The sequence below is a fragment of the Trichococcus ilyis genome, assembly GCF_900109135.1.
Taxonomy (GTDB): Bacteria; Bacillota; Bacilli; order Lactobacillales; family Aerococcaceae; genus Trichococcus; species Trichococcus ilyis.
On the sequence record NZ_FNYT01000032.1, the window covers coordinates 18,585 to 33,857 of the forward strand.

General features: G+C 52.9%; 15 protein-coding genes. 11 read left to right on the forward strand and 4 right to left on the reverse strand.

Translation table 11 applies throughout. The annotated features are described in order from the left end of the window. Positions 1-223: 223 nt before the first annotated feature. The 4 genes from BMX58_RS12470 to BMX58_RS12485 all read left to right on the forward strand — a co-directional run bounded on the left by BMX58_RS12470 (position 224) and on the right by BMX58_RS12485 (position 2,848). Entirely contained in the window at positions 224-1,192 is a 969-nt protein-coding gene (locus BMX58_RS12470) for a tocopherol cyclase family protein (protein ID WP_068623344.1), read from the forward strand. A gap of 35 nt (positions 1,193-1,227) precedes the next feature. Continuing rightward, on the forward strand, positions 1,228-1,668 hold the full coding sequence (locus BMX58_RS12475; protein ID WP_068623343.1) for a VOC family protein: 441 nt from the start codon (positions 1,228-1,230) through the stop codon (positions 1,666-1,668). A 48-nt stretch (positions 1,669-1,716) separates the two neighbouring features. Beyond that, the gene (locus BMX58_RS12480) at positions 1,717-2,127 is read left to right on the forward strand and encodes a secondary thiamine-phosphate synthase enzyme YjbQ (protein ID WP_239420574.1); all 411 of its coding nucleotides are present in this window, start codon (positions 1,717-1,719) and stop codon (positions 2,125-2,127) included. Positions 2,128-2,215: 88 nt separating this feature from the next. Further along, positions 2,216-2,848: an NUDIX hydrolase gene (locus tag BMX58_RS12485; RefSeq protein ID WP_068623341.1), complete on the forward strand. Its 633-nt coding sequence runs from the start codon at positions 2,216-2,218 to the stop codon at positions 2,846-2,848. 185 nt (positions 2,849-3,033) lie between these two features. Here the strand turns inward: BMX58_RS12485 and BMX58_RS12490 are convergent, their stop codons facing one another. Further along, entirely contained in the window at positions 3,034-3,471 is a 438-nt protein-coding gene (locus BMX58_RS12490) for an acyl-CoA thioesterase (protein WP_068623340.1), read from the reverse strand. 294 nt (positions 3,472-3,765) lie between these two features. Next, the gene (locus BMX58_RS12495; protein ID WP_068623339.1) at positions 3,766-7,197 is read right to left on the reverse strand and encodes a pyruvate carboxylase; all 3,432 of its coding nucleotides are present in this window, start codon (positions 7,195-7,197) and stop codon (positions 3,766-3,768) included. Between the two features lie 451 nt (positions 7,198-7,648). Here BMX58_RS12495 and gcvT point away from each other — a divergent pair, with 451 nt between their 5' ends. From gcvT to gcvPB, 4 genes are read left to right on the forward strand one after another with little or no spacing between them, the layout of a single operon-like run. Continuing rightward, positions 7,649-8,764, forward strand: coding sequence for a glycine cleavage system aminomethyltransferase GcvT (gene gcvT, locus BMX58_RS12500; RefSeq protein ID WP_068623365.1), 1,116 nt, complete (start codon positions 7,649-7,651; stop codon positions 8,762-8,764). Positions 8,765-8,794: 30 nt separating this feature from the next. Continuing rightward, the gene (gene gcvH, locus BMX58_RS12505) at positions 8,795-9,190 is read left to right on the forward strand and encodes a glycine cleavage system protein GcvH (protein WP_068623338.1); all 396 of its coding nucleotides are present in this window, start codon (positions 8,795-8,797) and stop codon (positions 9,188-9,190) included. Between the two features lies 1 nt (position 9,191). Beyond that, on the forward strand, positions 9,192-10,547 hold the full coding sequence (gene gcvPA, locus BMX58_RS12510; RefSeq protein ID WP_068623337.1) for an aminomethyl-transferring glycine dehydrogenase subunit GcvPA: 1,356 nt from the start codon (positions 9,192-9,194) through the stop codon (positions 10,545-10,547). After that, positions 10,540-11,988 (forward strand): aminomethyl-transferring glycine dehydrogenase subunit GcvPB, encoded by a 1,449-nt coding sequence (gene gcvPB / locus BMX58_RS12515; protein ID WP_068623336.1) that lies wholly within the window; start codon positions 10,540-10,542, stop codon positions 11,986-11,988. Before gcvPA ends, gcvPB begins: the two co-directional genes overlap by 8 nt. 79 nt (positions 11,989-12,067) lie before the next feature. Here gcvPB and BMX58_RS12520 read toward each other — a convergent pair whose 3' ends face one another. Further along, on the reverse strand, positions 12,068-12,397 hold the full coding sequence (locus BMX58_RS12520) for an iron-sulfur cluster biosynthesis family protein (protein WP_068623335.1): 330 nt from the start codon (positions 12,395-12,397) through the stop codon (positions 12,068-12,070). 148 nt (positions 12,398-12,545) lie between these two features. Further along, positions 12,546-13,142 (reverse strand): DedA family protein, encoded by a 597-nt coding sequence (locus BMX58_RS12525; RefSeq protein WP_204243788.1) that lies wholly within the window; start codon positions 13,140-13,142, stop codon positions 12,546-12,548. Positions 13,143-13,417: 275 nt separating this feature from the next. On the opposite strand from BMX58_RS12525, the gene BMX58_RS12530 reads away from it, so the two are divergent. Genes BMX58_RS12530 through BMX58_RS12540 form a run of 3 tightly spaced genes read left to right on the forward strand, consistent with a single transcriptional unit; the run spans position 13,418 to position 15,184 of the window. Further along, positions 13,418-13,996: a chromate transporter gene (locus BMX58_RS12530; protein ID WP_239420573.1), complete on the forward strand. Its 579-nt coding sequence runs from the start codon at positions 13,418-13,420 to the stop codon at positions 13,994-13,996. Beyond that, on the forward strand, positions 13,993-14,556 hold the full coding sequence (locus BMX58_RS12535) for a chromate transporter (RefSeq protein WP_068623333.1): 564 nt from the start codon (positions 13,993-13,995) through the stop codon (positions 14,554-14,556). The genes BMX58_RS12530 and BMX58_RS12535 overlap by 4 nt, the downstream gene beginning before the upstream one ends. Before the next feature lie 55 nt (positions 14,557-14,611). Then, complete coding sequence (locus BMX58_RS12540; RefSeq protein WP_068623332.1) at positions 14,612-15,184, forward strand: dihydrolipoamide dehydrogenase; 573 nt, start codon at positions 14,612-14,614, stop codon at positions 15,182-15,184. Positions 15,185-15,273: the final 89 nt, after the last annotated feature.

Sequence of the window (15,273 nt, forward strand, 5' to 3'; positions counted from 1 at the left end):
ACCGCCGTGCTGTCTCCTTCGGCCAGCATGCGTTCGCCGGAGTTGGGCTGGTCGGCGCAAGCTGTACTCCGATGAGCAAACCGCTCACCGGAGCAGCTGCCCAAGTTACCAGAACAAGCGAAAAGCGAAAAATTACATAAACCGCAAATGTAAAAAATTGACGGGACAAGGGCTGTTGTTGCATAGTTAAGATAAGAATGCATGCGAAAGGAAGCGCTGCGCTATGGCAAACAAAGTGACCCATCCGATCCTGTTCCAGGGAAACCTGAAAAAGCAAGGTCCCTATTTTGAAGGGTGGTATTTCAAAAGTGTCTCGGCCGATGAAAAGACCGTCCTCAGCCTGATTCCCGGCATTTCACTGACTGCGGAAGACCCGCATTGTTTTGTCCAATATTCCTATGTCCACAGCGGGGAAGCGGCCGATAAAGAGCTGCGGACCGGCTACATCCGCTATCCGCTGTCCGCGTTCCAGTGCAACCGGAGCCCCTTTGTGCTGAAGGTCGGCAACAGCATCTTTTCGGAAACGCTCGTCAGCGTCCACCTGGAAGAGGAAGATTTCCGGATCGAAGGCATTCTGAAACTGGGGCCATTCCAAGCGATCCAACGGACAGCGCTGTCTCCGTCCATCATGGGTTTCTTCGCCTACATCCCCAAAATGGAGTGCTACCACGGCGTCATCAGCATGGATCACGCCATCGACGGAACGGTGGCGGTCGGAACCAGAACCCGTGATTTTACGGGCGGCAAAGGCTATCTCGAAAAGGACTGGGGGACGTCTTTCCCGGAGGAGTATGTTTGGATCCAGTGCAACCATTTCCGGGACGAACGGACGAGCCTCTTCTTCTCGGTGGCGAAGATCCCTTTTCAAGGTTCCGCGTTCGAAGGCTTCATCTGCAGTTTCATGCTGGATGGGGAGGAGTACCGTTTTGCGACCTATAACCGCAGCAAATTCACTTTGGGGCTGTTGACCGATGATCGGATCGAAATCGAAGTGTCCCATGCCTCCGCCTCCCTGACGATCTGTGCGGAAGTGCTGCACGGAGGGGCTTTGTTGGCGCCGACCGAGCTGGGGATGAACAGGATCGTCAAGGAAGGCCTTTCCGGCATCGTCACGGTCGATTTCACCGACAAAAAGACAGGCAAAAGTTATCATGATGTCGGCAATGTGGCCGGCATTGAAGTCGTGCGCTGATCATCAAAAAAATTTATCCGAAAGAAGGAAGCCCTATGTTGACAAGCTTATTTCCTTATCTGAATTTCGACGGCAACGCCAAAGAAGCAACGCATTATTATGTGGAAGCCCTTGATGGCGAGCTGCTGGACATCACAACTTTCGGGGAAGCCCCGAAGGACGACTCAGTTGAGTCGGAAGAATTTTCCTTACCGCCGGGTGTAGAGGACCTGATCATGAATGCGCAGATCAGACTGAAGAATGGCGCCATGCTGATGATTTCCGATGTTTTCCCGGGAAGGGAATTCCATGTCGGAAACAATCTGTCGTTGACGCTGACCTACGATGACGTGGAGGAAGCCCGGGCTGTCTTCAACCGCTTGGCTGAGGGCGGCTCCATCGGCATGGAACTCCAGCAGACTTTCTGGAGTCCGCTGTACGGCAGCCTGAAGGACCGCTACGGCGTCGAATGGCAGATTTCAGTGGATGCAGTTTGATTTTCTGCATTTCGGTAAACCGGTTTATGTTGCAGAATGGAGGGGAAGATGATGAGCCAAAATCTGTTCACCTACCGTATCCAGACGAGCGGCAAGCAATCGCTGACGAACATTGATGCCTACCTCGAGGATGCTCTGGCGAAAAGCGGCGTGAAGGACGGCATCCTGGTCGTCTTTTGCCCGCATACGACCGCTGCCATCACGATCAACGAGAACGCCGACCCGGATGTGCAGCAGGATCTTAATTGGGGGTACACGGACACCTTTCCGAACAAGGGAAGCTACAGGCATGTCGAAGGAAACTCCGACGCCCACATCAAGTCATCCCTGACCGGCGTCAGCGAAACAATCATTGTGACGGAAGGCCGGATGCTGCTTGGGACTTGGCAAAGCATCTATTTCTGGGATTATGACGGCCCGCGCAACCGCAAATTCCACGTGAAGATCATCGCCGGGTAAGCCTTTGACTGTGATTTGAGTATATTGTTTCGAATTCGAGATAATAACCTGTATAATGTAAGAAAAACAAGCGGTAGGTGAGGACACGATGCTGGAGGATATCAAAAAAATATTGGATGAACACGAACCCAAGCCGATCGGGGAACAGCGCTACTTTTCCGTCCTGCTCCCTTTGATCCGGATTGACGGGGAGCTTCATGTGCTTTATGAAGTACGGGGCGCGCATATTTCCCAGCCGGGCGACATATCTTTTCCGGGCGGAGCAGTGGAACCTGGGGAAAGTTTTGAGGAAACGGCGATCCGGGAAACGATGGAAGAGCTGAACCTGAAAAGGCACAACATCAGAATTTTGGGGGAAATGGACTACATCATGAATGAGCGCGCGATCATCCATTGTTTCGTCGGTGAAATCGTCGGTGTGGACAAGGATGCTATCCCATTCAATAAGGAAGTGCAGGAAATCTTCACGGTTCCGCTCCAGTATTTCATGGACAACCGGCCGACCTATTATTCCTCGACGGTCCGGCTGGAGCACCCGGATGATTTCCCGTTCGAACTGATCCCGAACGGCAAGGATTACCAATTCAGGATCGGCGTCCATTGCGTGCCGTTCTACCATCTGGAGACGCATCGGCTCTGGGGATTCACCGCGAACCTGACCGACCGCTTCGTCACTATACTGGAGCAGAATGAAAATAACAATGCACCGAAAAAAGCATGAGCCTGTTTGATTGGCTCATGCTTTTTTCGGTGCATAAAGGCACTGTGCGCGCCTGTTCGGGTGAAAAGTACTCCATGGACCCATCCGCAACGGTTATCGCCTGTAGAGGCCGCTTTTGCGAAGCTGAGAGAGCGTTCAAGGCTTTGGGCTTGGATTTCTCCCTCCCGCCATCCCAAAACACCTGCTCAAACGCTGAAAACATGCTCCCGGTACTTTTCGAAGCTGGCATGCACATGCGGCTGGGCTTTCTTCAACGAGACGGGCCGGCCGGCATCGTTCAGGAAGCAATGCTTGCTTTTGCCGGTCGTGCGCAACTCGCCGGTCGCGACGTCGATGACCCGGTAGGTCAGGCCCAATTTCACACCGCTGTACGAATCGATTTCGGTCAGCACATAGACGGAGTCCCCGAAGCGGACCATCGTTTTGTAGTGCGCTTCGACGGAAAGGACCGGGCTGATGATGCCGGCTTCTTCCAGTTTCGCATAATTCGCGCCGATCTGGTCAAGGAAGTCCACGCGGGCCTCTTCGAACCAGCGGATGTAATTGGAGTGGTGGATGATCTTCATCTGGTCCGTTTCGTAGTATTGGGCGAGATGGATGTAGGGTTTTAGTTCATTGTTCAATAAATGATTCCTCCTTGTGACAGTTTTGTCCGGACAGCGGACCGGAATCCGGGCCACCGGGGAGCGTCAACTCCGGTGAGCCCCCCTTCGCCGGAGTTGAGGCAGCATTCGCAGCTTGCATATACGATGAAGGCCGCTTCCCTGGTGTTCCAGCATATAAGCAGGGCGTCAACTACGATGGACAGGTGCTTCACCGGAGTCAAGGGACGCGGACGAATGCCCAAGTTTCCCGGAAAGGCGGCAGCGGCATCCGAAAGAACAGGGCTGCCCCGAAGTGAGGCAGCCCCGCAAGTATTATTTTGATTCGATTTCGATCAGGAGATCGCCGGCTTCGATCTGATCGCCGTCGATGACATAGATCTGATCGACGACACCGTTGATCGTGGAACGGATCATCGTTTCCATCTTCATCGCTTCGGTGATCACGACCGGATCGCCTTGCGCTACGCGGTCGCCGCGTTTGACGAGAACTTCCAAGACAGAACCAGGCATTGTTGCGCCGACGTGTTCTTTGTTGGTAGGTTCGGCTTTTTTGCGGATCGCTTTCGTGCTGGTGATGGACATGTCTTTGACTTCAATCTCGCGGCCTTGGCCATTCAATTCGAAGTAAAGGATGCGCATCCCGTCCGAATCAGGTTCACCGATCGAATTCAGTTTGATGATCAAAGTTTTGCCTTTTTCGATCTGGACTTCGATCTGCTCGCCCGTACGCATGCCGTGGAAGAAAGTAGGGGTGTCAAGTTTTGTGACATCGCCGAACTTATCGTAGACTGCGACGTAATCCAGGAAAATCTGCGGGTACATCAGGTAGCTGATGACGTCTTCTTCGCTGGCTGTGCGTTGGATTTTTTCCTCCAGTTCGGCTTTCAAAGCAACAAAGTCGATCGGCTCACGCAGGCTGCCTGGTCTCTCCGTGATGGCTTTTTTGCCTTTCAGGATGATTTCCTGCAGTCTTTCAGGGAATCCGCCCGTAGGCTGACCCAGGTCGCCTTTAAAGAAGCTGACGACTGATTCAGGGAAGTCGATTGTTTCGCCTTTCGCATAGACGTCTTCTTCGGTCAATTTGTTTTGGACCATGTAGAGGGCCATATCGCCGACAACTTTTGAGGATGGCGTCACTTTCACGATGTCGCCGAACATTTTGTTCACGTCAGCGTACATTTCTTTGACTTTGTCCCATTCATCGGTCAAGCCGACAGCGCTCGCCTGTTGTTGCAGGTTCGTGTATTGTCCGCCCGGCATTTGGTGGTCGTAGACTTCGGTGGAAGTCGTCTGGATGCCACCTTCGAATTCTTCGTAGTAGTCGCGGATATCTTCCCAATAGCGGTTGATTTTGTGCACGTTGTGGATGTTGATGTCCGGCGCATGCTCAGAACCTTCAAGGGCGTAATACAAGCTGCTGATGCTCGGTTGGCTGGTCGTACCGCTCATGGCACTCATGGCCACGTCTACGATGTCGACGCCGGCTTTGATCGCTTCCGAATACGTGTAGATGCCGTTTCCGCTTGTGTCATGCGTATGCAGATGGATCGGCAGATCGACGGTATCCTTCAGTTCGCTGATCAGACGGTAAGCCGCTTGCGGTTTCAGCAGGCCAGCCATATCCTTGATCGCGATGGTGTGCGCGCCCAAGGCTTCAAGCTCTTTGGCCATGTCTTTGTAGTATTGGATCGTGTATTTCGTTTGTGCAGGGTCATTGATGTCGCCTGTGTAGCAGATGGCTGCTTCAGCGATCTTATCGTTATCGCGCACATACTGGATGCTTTTTTCCATTTGCTTCGTCCAGTTCAGGCTGTCGAAGATACGGAAAACGTCGATCCCGTTTTTGGCTGCAAGTCTGATGAACTCTTCCAGACCGTTGTCCGGATAGTTTTGGTATCCGACCGCATTCGAGCCGCGGAACAGCATCTGCAGTAAAGTATCCGGCATCTGCGAGCGCAGTTTCTTCAATCGTTTCCAAGGGTCTTCGCTCAGGAAGCGGTAGGCAACGTCGAAGGTAGCCCCTCCCCACATTTCCGAAGAGAACAATTGCGGAATCGCTTTTTGGGTTTCGGCTGCGATTGCTTGCATTTCGTTTGTGCGGATGCGGGTAGCCAACAAGCTTTGGTGCGCGTCACGGAAAGTCGTGTCCGTCAAGAGCACGCGGTCCTGGTCCTTGATCCATTGGCTGACGGCTGCAGGGCCTTTTTCATCCAGAATGTTTTTGGCTGTGATGATTTTCTGTTCCGGAACGACAAGGTCGGTCGGGATCCGAGGCTTGTCATAGAATTTCTTGTGGCCTTTTTGGATGCCCGGGAAGCCGTTGACGGTGATGTTCCCGATGTACTGCATCGTTTTGTTACCGCGGTCGCGCGTTTTCGGGAATTCGAACAATTCCGGCGTCGTGTCGATGAACGTTGTCTTCGCGTCACCTGACACAAAAATCGGGTGCGTGATGACGTTGAACATGAACGGGATGTTCGTTTTCACGCCGCGGATACGGAACTCGATCAGCGAACGTTCCATTTTGCGGACGGCTTGCTCGAATGTCGAAGCGTGGACGCATAATTTGACCAACAAGGAGTCGAAGAACGGCGTTACGACCGTGCCCTGGAAGCCGTTGCCGGCATCCAAGCGGATACCGAAGCCGCCTGGAGAACGGTACGTATTGATTTTTCCGGTATCAGGGAAGAAATTGTTCAACGGATCTTCCGTCGTGATCCGGCATTGGATGGCAGCGCCGATCAACGGGATATTGGCCTGTTGCGGGATGCCGATTTCTTTGTGCAGATCTTGACCTTGCGCAATCAGGATCTGTGATTGCACGATATCGATACCTGTGATCAATTCTGTGATTGTGTGCTCCACTTGAACGCGCGGATTCACTTCGATGAAGTAGAAACGATCGCCTTCCAAAAGGAATTCAACGGTTCCGGCATTCACATAGCCAACGTGTTTCATCAATTGCAGGGCAGCGTTGCAAATTTCATGGCGTACTTCATCCGACATGGAAACGCAAGGTGCCACTTCGACAACTTTCTGATGGCGGCGCTGCACGGAGCAGTCGCGCTCGTAAAGATGAACGATGTTGCCGTGCTCATCCCCGAGAATCTGGATTTCGATGTGTTTAGGGTCTTGGATATATTTTTCGACATAGATTTCGTCGCTGCCGAATGCGGCCAGAGCTTCACTGCGGGCTCTTTCGAAACCTTCGCGGGCTTCTTGTTCGTTGAAGGCCATACGCATACCGCGTCCGCCGCCGCCCAAAGCCGCTTTGATCATGATCGGATAGCTGTAGGTTTCCGCAAACTCAAGCACTTCGTCGATGTTTGCGACCGGGCCGTCCGAACCAGGGATTGACTGGATGCCTGCTTCCACGGCAGCTACTTTTGCTTTGATCTTGTCGCCAAAAATGTCCAAATGCTCCAATGAAGGGCCGATGAATTTGATGCCTTCTTCTTGGCAACGTCTTGCGAAGTCGATATTTTCAGATAAGAAACCATATCCTGGATGAATGCCGTCTGCACCGGATTCTTTAGCGATGCGGATAAGGTCTTCGATGTCCAGATAGGCGTCGATAGGCTTTTTGCCTTTTCCGACCAAATAGGCTTCATCTGCTTTAAAACGGTGCACAGAACCTTCATCCTCCTGCGCGTAAACGCCAACAGTAGGGATTCCCAGTTCAGTCAGTGCACGAAATACACGTATCGCGATTTCGCCGCGATTTGCAACCAAAACTTTTTTCAATATTTCCACCTCGCCGATTTAATGAATTCAATTACATTTCTTAAGCATTGATTAAAAATGATTCGTGGTTTCAGCCAAATATGAAAATTTGGAGAGAGAAACCAATAATATCTTTTTAATTATTCATTTTACACATTATTCGGCTTGTTTACAACTATCTTTTTAAGAATCTGTTAATAATTGAGTGAAATGCCGACTTTTAGCTAAAGGCGAACGATCATTAGTTAATTTGTTTTTAACGTAAGTATATATTTCGTATTTCAAAATGAGTCATGCTATTATGAGCATAATTTTGCGGCTTATGCGAACGATCTCTCATGGGCACGTTTTGCCCGCTGTCTATGCTAAAATAGATAACAAAGGGAAGTGAAACGGTTACACATTAATGTGACGGAATGCGAAAAACGGTCGCAAAAAATGCGGGAACCAGGAGGAAAAGGGGGATTTGTACGTGAAGGAACCAACAACAGGCAAACACACGCCATTATTTGAATATTATAAAGCGAACGGCGTGAAGCTGATCGATTTCGGCGGCTGGGAGATGCCGATCCAATTTTCCGGCATTCTTGCGGAACACGAGGCTGTCCGTGAACGCGCCGGGCTGTTCGATTGTTCGCATATGGGCGAGATCGAAATCGCCGGCAGTGAGGCGGAAGGCTACCTGAACGGGCTGCTGACGAATGATGTCAGCGCGATGGACATCGGCCAAGCCCAATACAACATCATATGTTATCCGGACGGCGGGGCAGTGGATGATATCATCCTTTTCAAAATGGACGAAGCGCGCTATCTCCTGGTCTGCAATGCTTCCAACACAGATAAAGTCTTTGCATGGATGCAGGGAAACAATCGGTCGGCAGCGCTCCTCAACAATATTTCCGACAGCATCGGCTTGCTCGCCCTGCAGGGTCCGGCAGCCGCCAAAATCCTGAGGGAACTGACTGACGCGGATTTGGATGCCATCGGGAATTACCATTTCATCGCTGACCAGCAAGTGGCGGGCATTCCGCATGTGCTGATTTCGCGGACCGGCTACACCGGCGAAGACGGCTTCGAACTGTATCTTGCGGCTGACCGGACCGAGTCGTTGTGGAAAAAATTGCTGACTGCCGGGGAAACCTACGGGCTGCTGCCTTGCGGACTCGGTTCCCGGGACACGCTCCGCCTGGAAGCGGGCATGCCGCTCTACGGGCATGAGTTGTCGGAGCAGATCAATCCATTGGCGGCCGGACTGGGCTTTGCGGTCAAAACGAAAAAAACGCACGATTTTATCGGCAAAACTGCTTTGGCGGCAATCCGCGAAAGCGGACCGGCCGAAAAGATCGTCGGATTCGAAGCCACTGAAAGGGGGATTCCGCGCGAAGGATACAAAGTTTTCGCGGCGGAAGGGGCGGAAATCGGCATCGTCACTTCCGGTACGCAGTCGCCTACTCTGAAAAAAAGCATCGGGATGGCTTTGCTGAAAGCGGAAGCGGCCGCCATCGGCACGGAGATCGAGATCGAAATACGCAACAAACGCATCAAAGCGATAATCATACCGAAACCATTTTATAAAAGAACGAAATAAACCAGCGCACGGCGCGGAAGGATGATCAAAATGGCAGACCACAAAAATTTTCATTACACGAAAGAGCATGAATGGGTAGAAAAAATTACGGAAGATACGGTGCGCATCGGCATCACCGAGTATGCGGCGGAACAGCTGGGCGACATCGTGTTCGTGGATTTTGTGGCGGATTTGGATGCGGAATTGGCCAAAGGGGACGAAGCGGTCACCGTCGAGTCCGTGAAATCCGTCTCGGAAGTCTATGCGCCGGTCTCCGGAACAGTGATCAAACAGAACGAAGCTTTGGCCGATGCGCCGGAAACCGTCAATGCGGAAGCTTTTGCAGGCGGCTGGATGTACGAAATGCGCCTGAGCGACGCAAACGAATTGGATGAATTGTTGAGCTACGACGAATACGAAGCCTTCGTGGCCGAGGAGGAGGCATAAGATGACTGAGGAGCAATTCCGTTATTTACCGGATACAGCCGAAGACGAAAAGGAAATGCTGGCGGTCATCGGCGTCGAAAGCATGGATGATCTGTTCACGGACATCCCTGAAGCGATCCGCCTCAAGGAAGAATTGGCGATTCCGGCTGCCGTTTCCGAATCGGAACTATTGAAGCAGATGAAAGCTTTGGCCGGAAAAAACGTCAGCGCCGGGCAGATGCCGATCTTCATGGGCGCCGGCACCTATGATCATTACATCCCGAGCGTGGTCGATGCGGTGATTTCGCGATCGGAATTCTACACGGCCTATACGCCCTATCAGGCGGAAGCGAGCCAGGGTGAGCTGCAGGCGATTTTCGAATTCCAATCGATGATCAGCGAACTGACCGGGATGGAAGCGACAAACTCTTCCTTATATGATGGCTTCGCTTCCTTGAGCGAAGCGGTCGGCTTGGCCGCGGCAGTCACGAAAAGGAACGAAATCGTGCTTTCGCAGGCGGTCCATCCGAACGCCCGCGCCGTCGTCCACGCTGCCGCAAAAGGCCGCGGACTGGATGTCATCGAAGTGTTGATGGAGAAGGATGTCACCAACTTCAATGTGACGCGCTGCCTGACGACGCCGGATACGGCCGCGATCGTCGTCCAGTACCCGAATTTCTTCGGTTCGGTGGAAGATTTGGCTGTCGTCAAAAAAATCGCTGAAGACAAAGGCGCGCTGCTGATCGTGATGGCCAATCCGTTGGCGCTGGGGATCCTGGAAGCGCCAGGCAAGTTGGGTGCGGACATCGTTGTCGGCGACACGCAGCCTTTCGGTTTGCCGATGTCCTTCGGCGGCCCGCACTGCGGGTACTTCTCCGTGAACCAGAAGCATATCCGCAAAGTTCCCGGCCGGATCGTCGGGGAAACGGTCGATGCCGATGGCGAGCGCGCTTTCGTGCTGACGCTCCAAAGCCGGGAGCAGCATATCCGCCGCGAAAAAGCGACTTCCTACATGAGCTCGAACCAAGCCTTGAACGCGTTGGCATCCGCCGTCTGCATGGCGGCCCTCGGGAAACAGGGCGTTCAGGAAATGGCGCAGCTGAACGTCGACAAAGCGGCTTATTTTGCCCAAACCTTGCAGGAAAAAGGCTTCGCGATCCTGAACCAAGCGCCGTTCTTCAATGAGTTCGTCATCGATCTGCCTTTCCCTGCCGAAACAGCGAACCAAGCTTTGCTCGAGGCGGGCATCATCGGCGGCTACAGCTTGGCGGAAACCTATAAGAAGCCGAATCAGCTGTTGGTTTGCGCCACCGAAAAACGCACGAAGGCAGAAATCGACCGATTCATTGCGGTATTGGAGGGTATAAGCCATGCGTAAAACGAAAAAGGTAATCTTTGAATTGAGCCGTCCGGGCCGCGTCGGCTACAGCCTGCCGAAGAGCGACGTCCCGAAAACGGACTTCAAAGCCAAACTGCCGGAGCATCTTGTCCGCAAAGAGCCGGCCGGACTGCCGGAAATCAGCGAACTGCAGCTGATGCGCCATTACACCAACCTTTCCCAGGACAACTTCGGCGTGGAAAACGGCTTTTATCCGCTGGGCTCCTGCACGATGAAATACAATCCGAAAATCAATGAGGTGACCGCCCGCCTGGACGGCTTCGCCAATATCCATCCGTATCAACCGGTGGAAACCGTGCAGGGCGCACTGCAATTAATGCACGAACTGCAGGAAGATCTGGCGGTCATCACCGGCATGGACGGCGTTTCTTTGCAGCCGGCAGCCGGAGCGCACGGGGAATGGACCGGCTTGATGATGGTGCGGGCCTACCATGAGAAAAACGGCGAGCTGCAGCGCACGAAAGTCTTTGTGCCGGACAGCGCCCATGGGACCAATCCATCCAGTGCCCATATCGCCGGTTTCGATGTGGTGAGCATCCCGTCGACGTCTGAAGGTTTGGTCGATCTCGAAGCGTTGCGCAACGCTGTCGACGACCAGACTGCCGCCTTGATGCTGACGAATCCGAATACGCTGGGGCTGTTCGAACGCGACATCGTCCAGATCGCTGAAATCATCCACGGGGCCGGCGGGCTGCTGTATTACGACGGCGCGAACCTGAATGCCATCCTCAGCAAAACGACGCCGGGAACGATGGGCTTCGATATCGTCCACCTGAATTTGCACAAGACCTTCAGCACGCCGCATGGCGGCGGCGGCCCGGGAGCCGGTCCGGTCGGCGTAAAGGCCTACCTGAAGGAGTTCCTGCCGATTCCGCGAGTGGAGCAGACGGAAACCGGCTATGTGCTGAACAGCGATCATCCCGCTTCGATCGGTCCGGTCAAAGGCTATTACGGCAATTTCGGTGTGCTCGTCAGGGCCTACACCTACATCCGCACGATGGGTCCGGTCGGCCTGCGCAAAGTTTCCGAGAGCGCCGTGCTGCATGCGAACTATCTGCGCAAGCTGCTCGAGAACGATTTCGACACGCCGTACCCGGTCATCTGCAAACATGAATTCGTGCTTTCCGGCAACCGGCAGAAGAAGGGCGGCGTGCGGACATTGAACATGGCCAAACGCCTGCTGGATTACGGTTATTACGCCCCGACCGTCTATTTCCCGCTGATCGTCGAGGAAGCTTTGATGATCGAACCGACGGAAACCGAAAGCAAGGAAACGCTCGATGACTTCGCTGATGCACTGATCGCAATCGCGCGCGAAGCCGCCGAAGCGCCGGAAACCGTCACCGGAGCGCCGCACCGGACATCGGTCAGACGACTGGATGAAGTGCGCGCCGCCAGAGTGATCAAAGTGAAATACTGATCGGTTTTCTTGAAAAGAACAGCCCCCGCTTATCCATCAGCAATGGATTGGCGGGGGCTGTTCGCTGTATGTGCGTTGCTTATTGTGCGACGGTCTGCTCCAGCAACAGGTTCATGTTCAGGAAGCCGCGCTCGCTCTTCAATTGGAAGGCGCGCAAGCGTTCGTTAAAATCGACTACATTGTCGCTGTCGAGGAAAACCAATGCCCATTTTTGGGCCGGGACCGGTCCGATGTTCGTCTCGATGACGGCATCGTATTCCGCCATTCCGGCATCATTGACCTTCAGCATGAAGATGCCGGTGGACGGGCAACCGCAATCTTCGCCGACCGCATAGAACAGGCTGATGTCCTTGAGGTCGTAGCGTTTTTGGATTTCCGCGATGGCGGAATCGGTAAAAGTAAATTTCATAATAAGATCCCTTTCTTTCTGTATATTAACCGCAAGTGACCGTTCAGGAAAACTGGCTATCCGGTTCTGTTTTTCTTACTATTAGTATACGACATTTCGCCCGAAAAACAAGAAAAGCCATCTTCCGGATGGAGGATGGCCAGGCTGATCAATCAGCTTTGACAGGCTGTTTGCGTTTGCGGATATACCAGATGATGACGGCAATCCCGATGATGCCAAGGATGACATAAGCGATGTTGGAGTAGATGTCCATGTAGTGGACGATCGTCTCCCACTGCGAGCCGACCGCCGCGCCCAAGTAGATCAGGACGGTGTTCCAGATGACGGTTCCGACAGTCGTGAACACCAGGAAGAGGCCGAAGTTCATGTTCGCCATTCCGGCCGGCAAAGAAATCAGGCTCCGGATCAACGGCACGAAACGGCAGAAGAAAACCGTCCAGAAGCCGTAGCGATCGAACCAGGAATCCGCTTTGTGGATGTCAGCGTGCGTGATGCGCAGAATGTTGCCGTACTTGTCGACGATTTTGTCCAGTCTTTCGACGTCCAAAAGGGTACCCAGACCGTAAAGGATCGCGGCCCCGACCACTGCGCCGATTGTGGCGGCGACGATCATCAAAGGGATGTTCAGTTCCGTAGTGGTTGTCATGAACCCGCCGAAAGTCAGGATGACTTCAGAAGGGATCGGCGGAAAAAGATTTTCGATCATAATCAGAAATGCTACACCGAAGTAGCCAAATTGTTCCATAATGCTTTGAATCCAAGCTTCGATAGTGATTCACTCCTCAAAAAATAGTTCTATATTATGCAAATGTTCTATTATAACTATACACGAAGCCTGGGCATTTTCAATTTATTTTGAACAATCTTAAGAAAATCCTATTGGGGCGATCGTGGCCCAACCAGGCCCGAGACCATTTACAACAAGCATCCGCAGAATCGTTCTTTTTACATCGATTGCCAACTTTGGTAGAATCAAAGGTATATGGGTTGAAAATAATAATCAAGAGGTGGGGAGACGCTTTGGTTAATAAAGAAAAGTCAGGCCGATTGTTTTGGATGCTTTTCAAAGCAACGTTCGTGCTGAGCGCATTCACTTTCGGCGGCGGTTATGTCATCGTGCCGTTGATGCAAAAAAAATTCGTGGAGGAACTCAAGTGGATCGAGGCGGACGAAATGCTCGATCTGGTTGCCTTGGGCCAGTCCGCGCCGGGTGCGATCGCCGTCAACACGTCCATTTTGGTCGGCTACCGGGTGGCGGGATTGTTGGGGGCATTGGTGACTGTCTTCGGCACGGTTGCGCCACCGCTGATCATCATCACAATCATTTCTTATTTTTACATGAATTTCCGTGAAAATCCGATTGTGGATGCTTTGATGGTCGGGATGCAGGCAGGTGTGGCGGCGGTCATCGTCAATGTCGTCATCGGCATGGTCAGCGGCGTCGCCAAACAACGGGACGTCGTGAACACGCTGTTGCTGTTGGCCGCATTCATCGCATCCTATTTCTTCGATGTGCATGTCGTCCTGATCATTTTCCTGGCCGGGCTGATCGGTTTCATCAACTTGAGCTACCGGGCGAAGATGGGGGTGGGCAAATGATCTATCTGCAATTATTCTGGTCGTTCTTCCAAATCGGGCTGTTCACGATCGGCGGCGGTTACGCATCCTTGCCGCTGATCCGGGATGAAATCGTCACAAATCAAGGCTGGCTGACGATGCAGGAATACACCGACATCATCACGATTTCGCAGATCACGCCGGGCCCGATCGCCATCAATTCGGCGACTTTCGTCGGGACAAAGGTGGGCGGTTTTGCGGGAGCGATCATCGCGACGGTCGGTACGGTCACACCGTCGATCATCCTGTCGCTGATTTTGGCGTGGGCCTACTATAAGTACCGTGACATCAAAGTCATGCAGGGGATCCTTGGCGGGTTGCGGCCGGCTGTTGTGGCCTTGATTGCCGCGGCGGGGCTGTCGCTGTTTGTGGCGGCGCTCTTCCAATCCGGCGGGACAGCGGTAGGCGGGATCACCATCAATTTCCTGGCGGTGGCCATCTTCGTGGCGGCACTGTATGCGCTCAGGGCCACGAAAATCGATTCGATCTGGCTGATACTGGTTTCGGGGGCCGTGAGCATCCTTTTCCATCTATTCAGCTGACAGGGTGTATAATGGGGGAATCGGAAAACCCGTATCGATCAGAAAGGAATTTGCCATGACTTCAAACCAGAAAGAGAAAAAGCCGCAAGCCAAACAGAATTTGCCCAAGCAATGGCATGGCCTCAGACCGTCGCGTTTCGTGAAATACCGCAACTGGATCAACAGCGGCAGCCCGGGTATCTGCGGAACCTACTGCAGCGCCGTACTGGTGCATGATGCCGTTCTGCAGAAATACAAGCATTCCTTGGATAAGGATATTTTGTTGGCGGGCTTGCTGACGGTCGTCGACGAATTTCTGCCCTACAAAGGGACTTTTTTCTGGGATGTGCAGCACGGGTTGAAAGCATTGCTGAAGGACATTCCGGATTGGACTGTCAAATCGGGGCTCATCACGGAAAAAATCGTTCCGGCGCTGCTGGATCGCCCGGAGCCGGTCCCGGTCATCGTGGGAACGACGCGGCTTTTCAACAGCAAGTACAAAAACCATTGGGTGGTCGTCTATGCTTACGGGCACAACGAGTACGGCAAGCTTTTCTATAAGGCCTACGATAACCACGGCCGCTATCAGGCCATTTTGCCGGCATCGCAGACGATCGGTTGTGTTTGGCTGGAAGAAAGAAAAAATTGAACTACTCCCACCTATGCTTATGCTTAGAGGTGGGAGATTCCTAAAAACTCCGACCTATCGGTCAGATTCTCGTTAGGCTAACCCCGTGG

Bases quoted from the DNA above. Each gene is read 5' to 3' on its own strand.
- BMX58_RS12470 (WP_068623344.1), top strand. From the start codon at position 224: ATGGCAAACAAAGTGACCCATCCGATCCTGTTCCAGGGAAACCTGAAA.
- BMX58_RS12475 (WP_068623343.1), top strand. From the start codon at position 1,228: ATGTTGACAAGCTTATTTCCTTATCTGAATTTCGACGGCAACGCCAAA.
- BMX58_RS12480 (WP_239420574.1), top strand. From the start codon at position 1,717: ATGATGAGCCAAAATCTGTTCACCTACCGTATCCAGACGAGCGGCAAG.
- BMX58_RS12485 (WP_068623341.1), top strand. From the start codon at position 2,216: ATGCTGGAGGATATCAAAAAAATATTGGATGAACACGAACCCAAGCCG.
- gcvH (WP_068623338.1), top strand. From the start codon at position 8,795: ATGGCAGACCACAAAAATTTTCATTACACGAAAGAGCATGAATGGGTA.
- gcvPA (WP_068623337.1), top strand. From the start codon at position 9,192: ATGACTGAGGAGCAATTCCGTTATTTACCGGATACAGCCGAAGACGAA.
- gcvPB (WP_068623336.1), top strand. From the start codon at position 10,540: ATGCGTAAAACGAAAAAGGTAATCTTTGAATTGAGCCGTCCGGGCCGC.
- BMX58_RS12520 (WP_068623335.1), bottom strand. From the start codon at position 12,397: ATGAAATTTACTTTTACCGATTCCGCCATCGCGGAAATCCAAAAACGC.
- BMX58_RS12525 (WP_204243788.1), bottom strand. From the start codon at position 13,142: ATGGAACAATTTGGCTACTTCGGTGTAGCATTTCTGATTATGATCGAA.
- BMX58_RS12535 (WP_068623333.1), top strand. From the start codon at position 13,993: ATGATCTATCTGCAATTATTCTGGTCGTTCTTCCAAATCGGGCTGTTC.
- BMX58_RS12540 (WP_068623332.1), top strand. From the start codon at position 14,612: ATGACTTCAAACCAGAAAGAGAAAAAGCCGCAAGCCAAACAGAATTTG.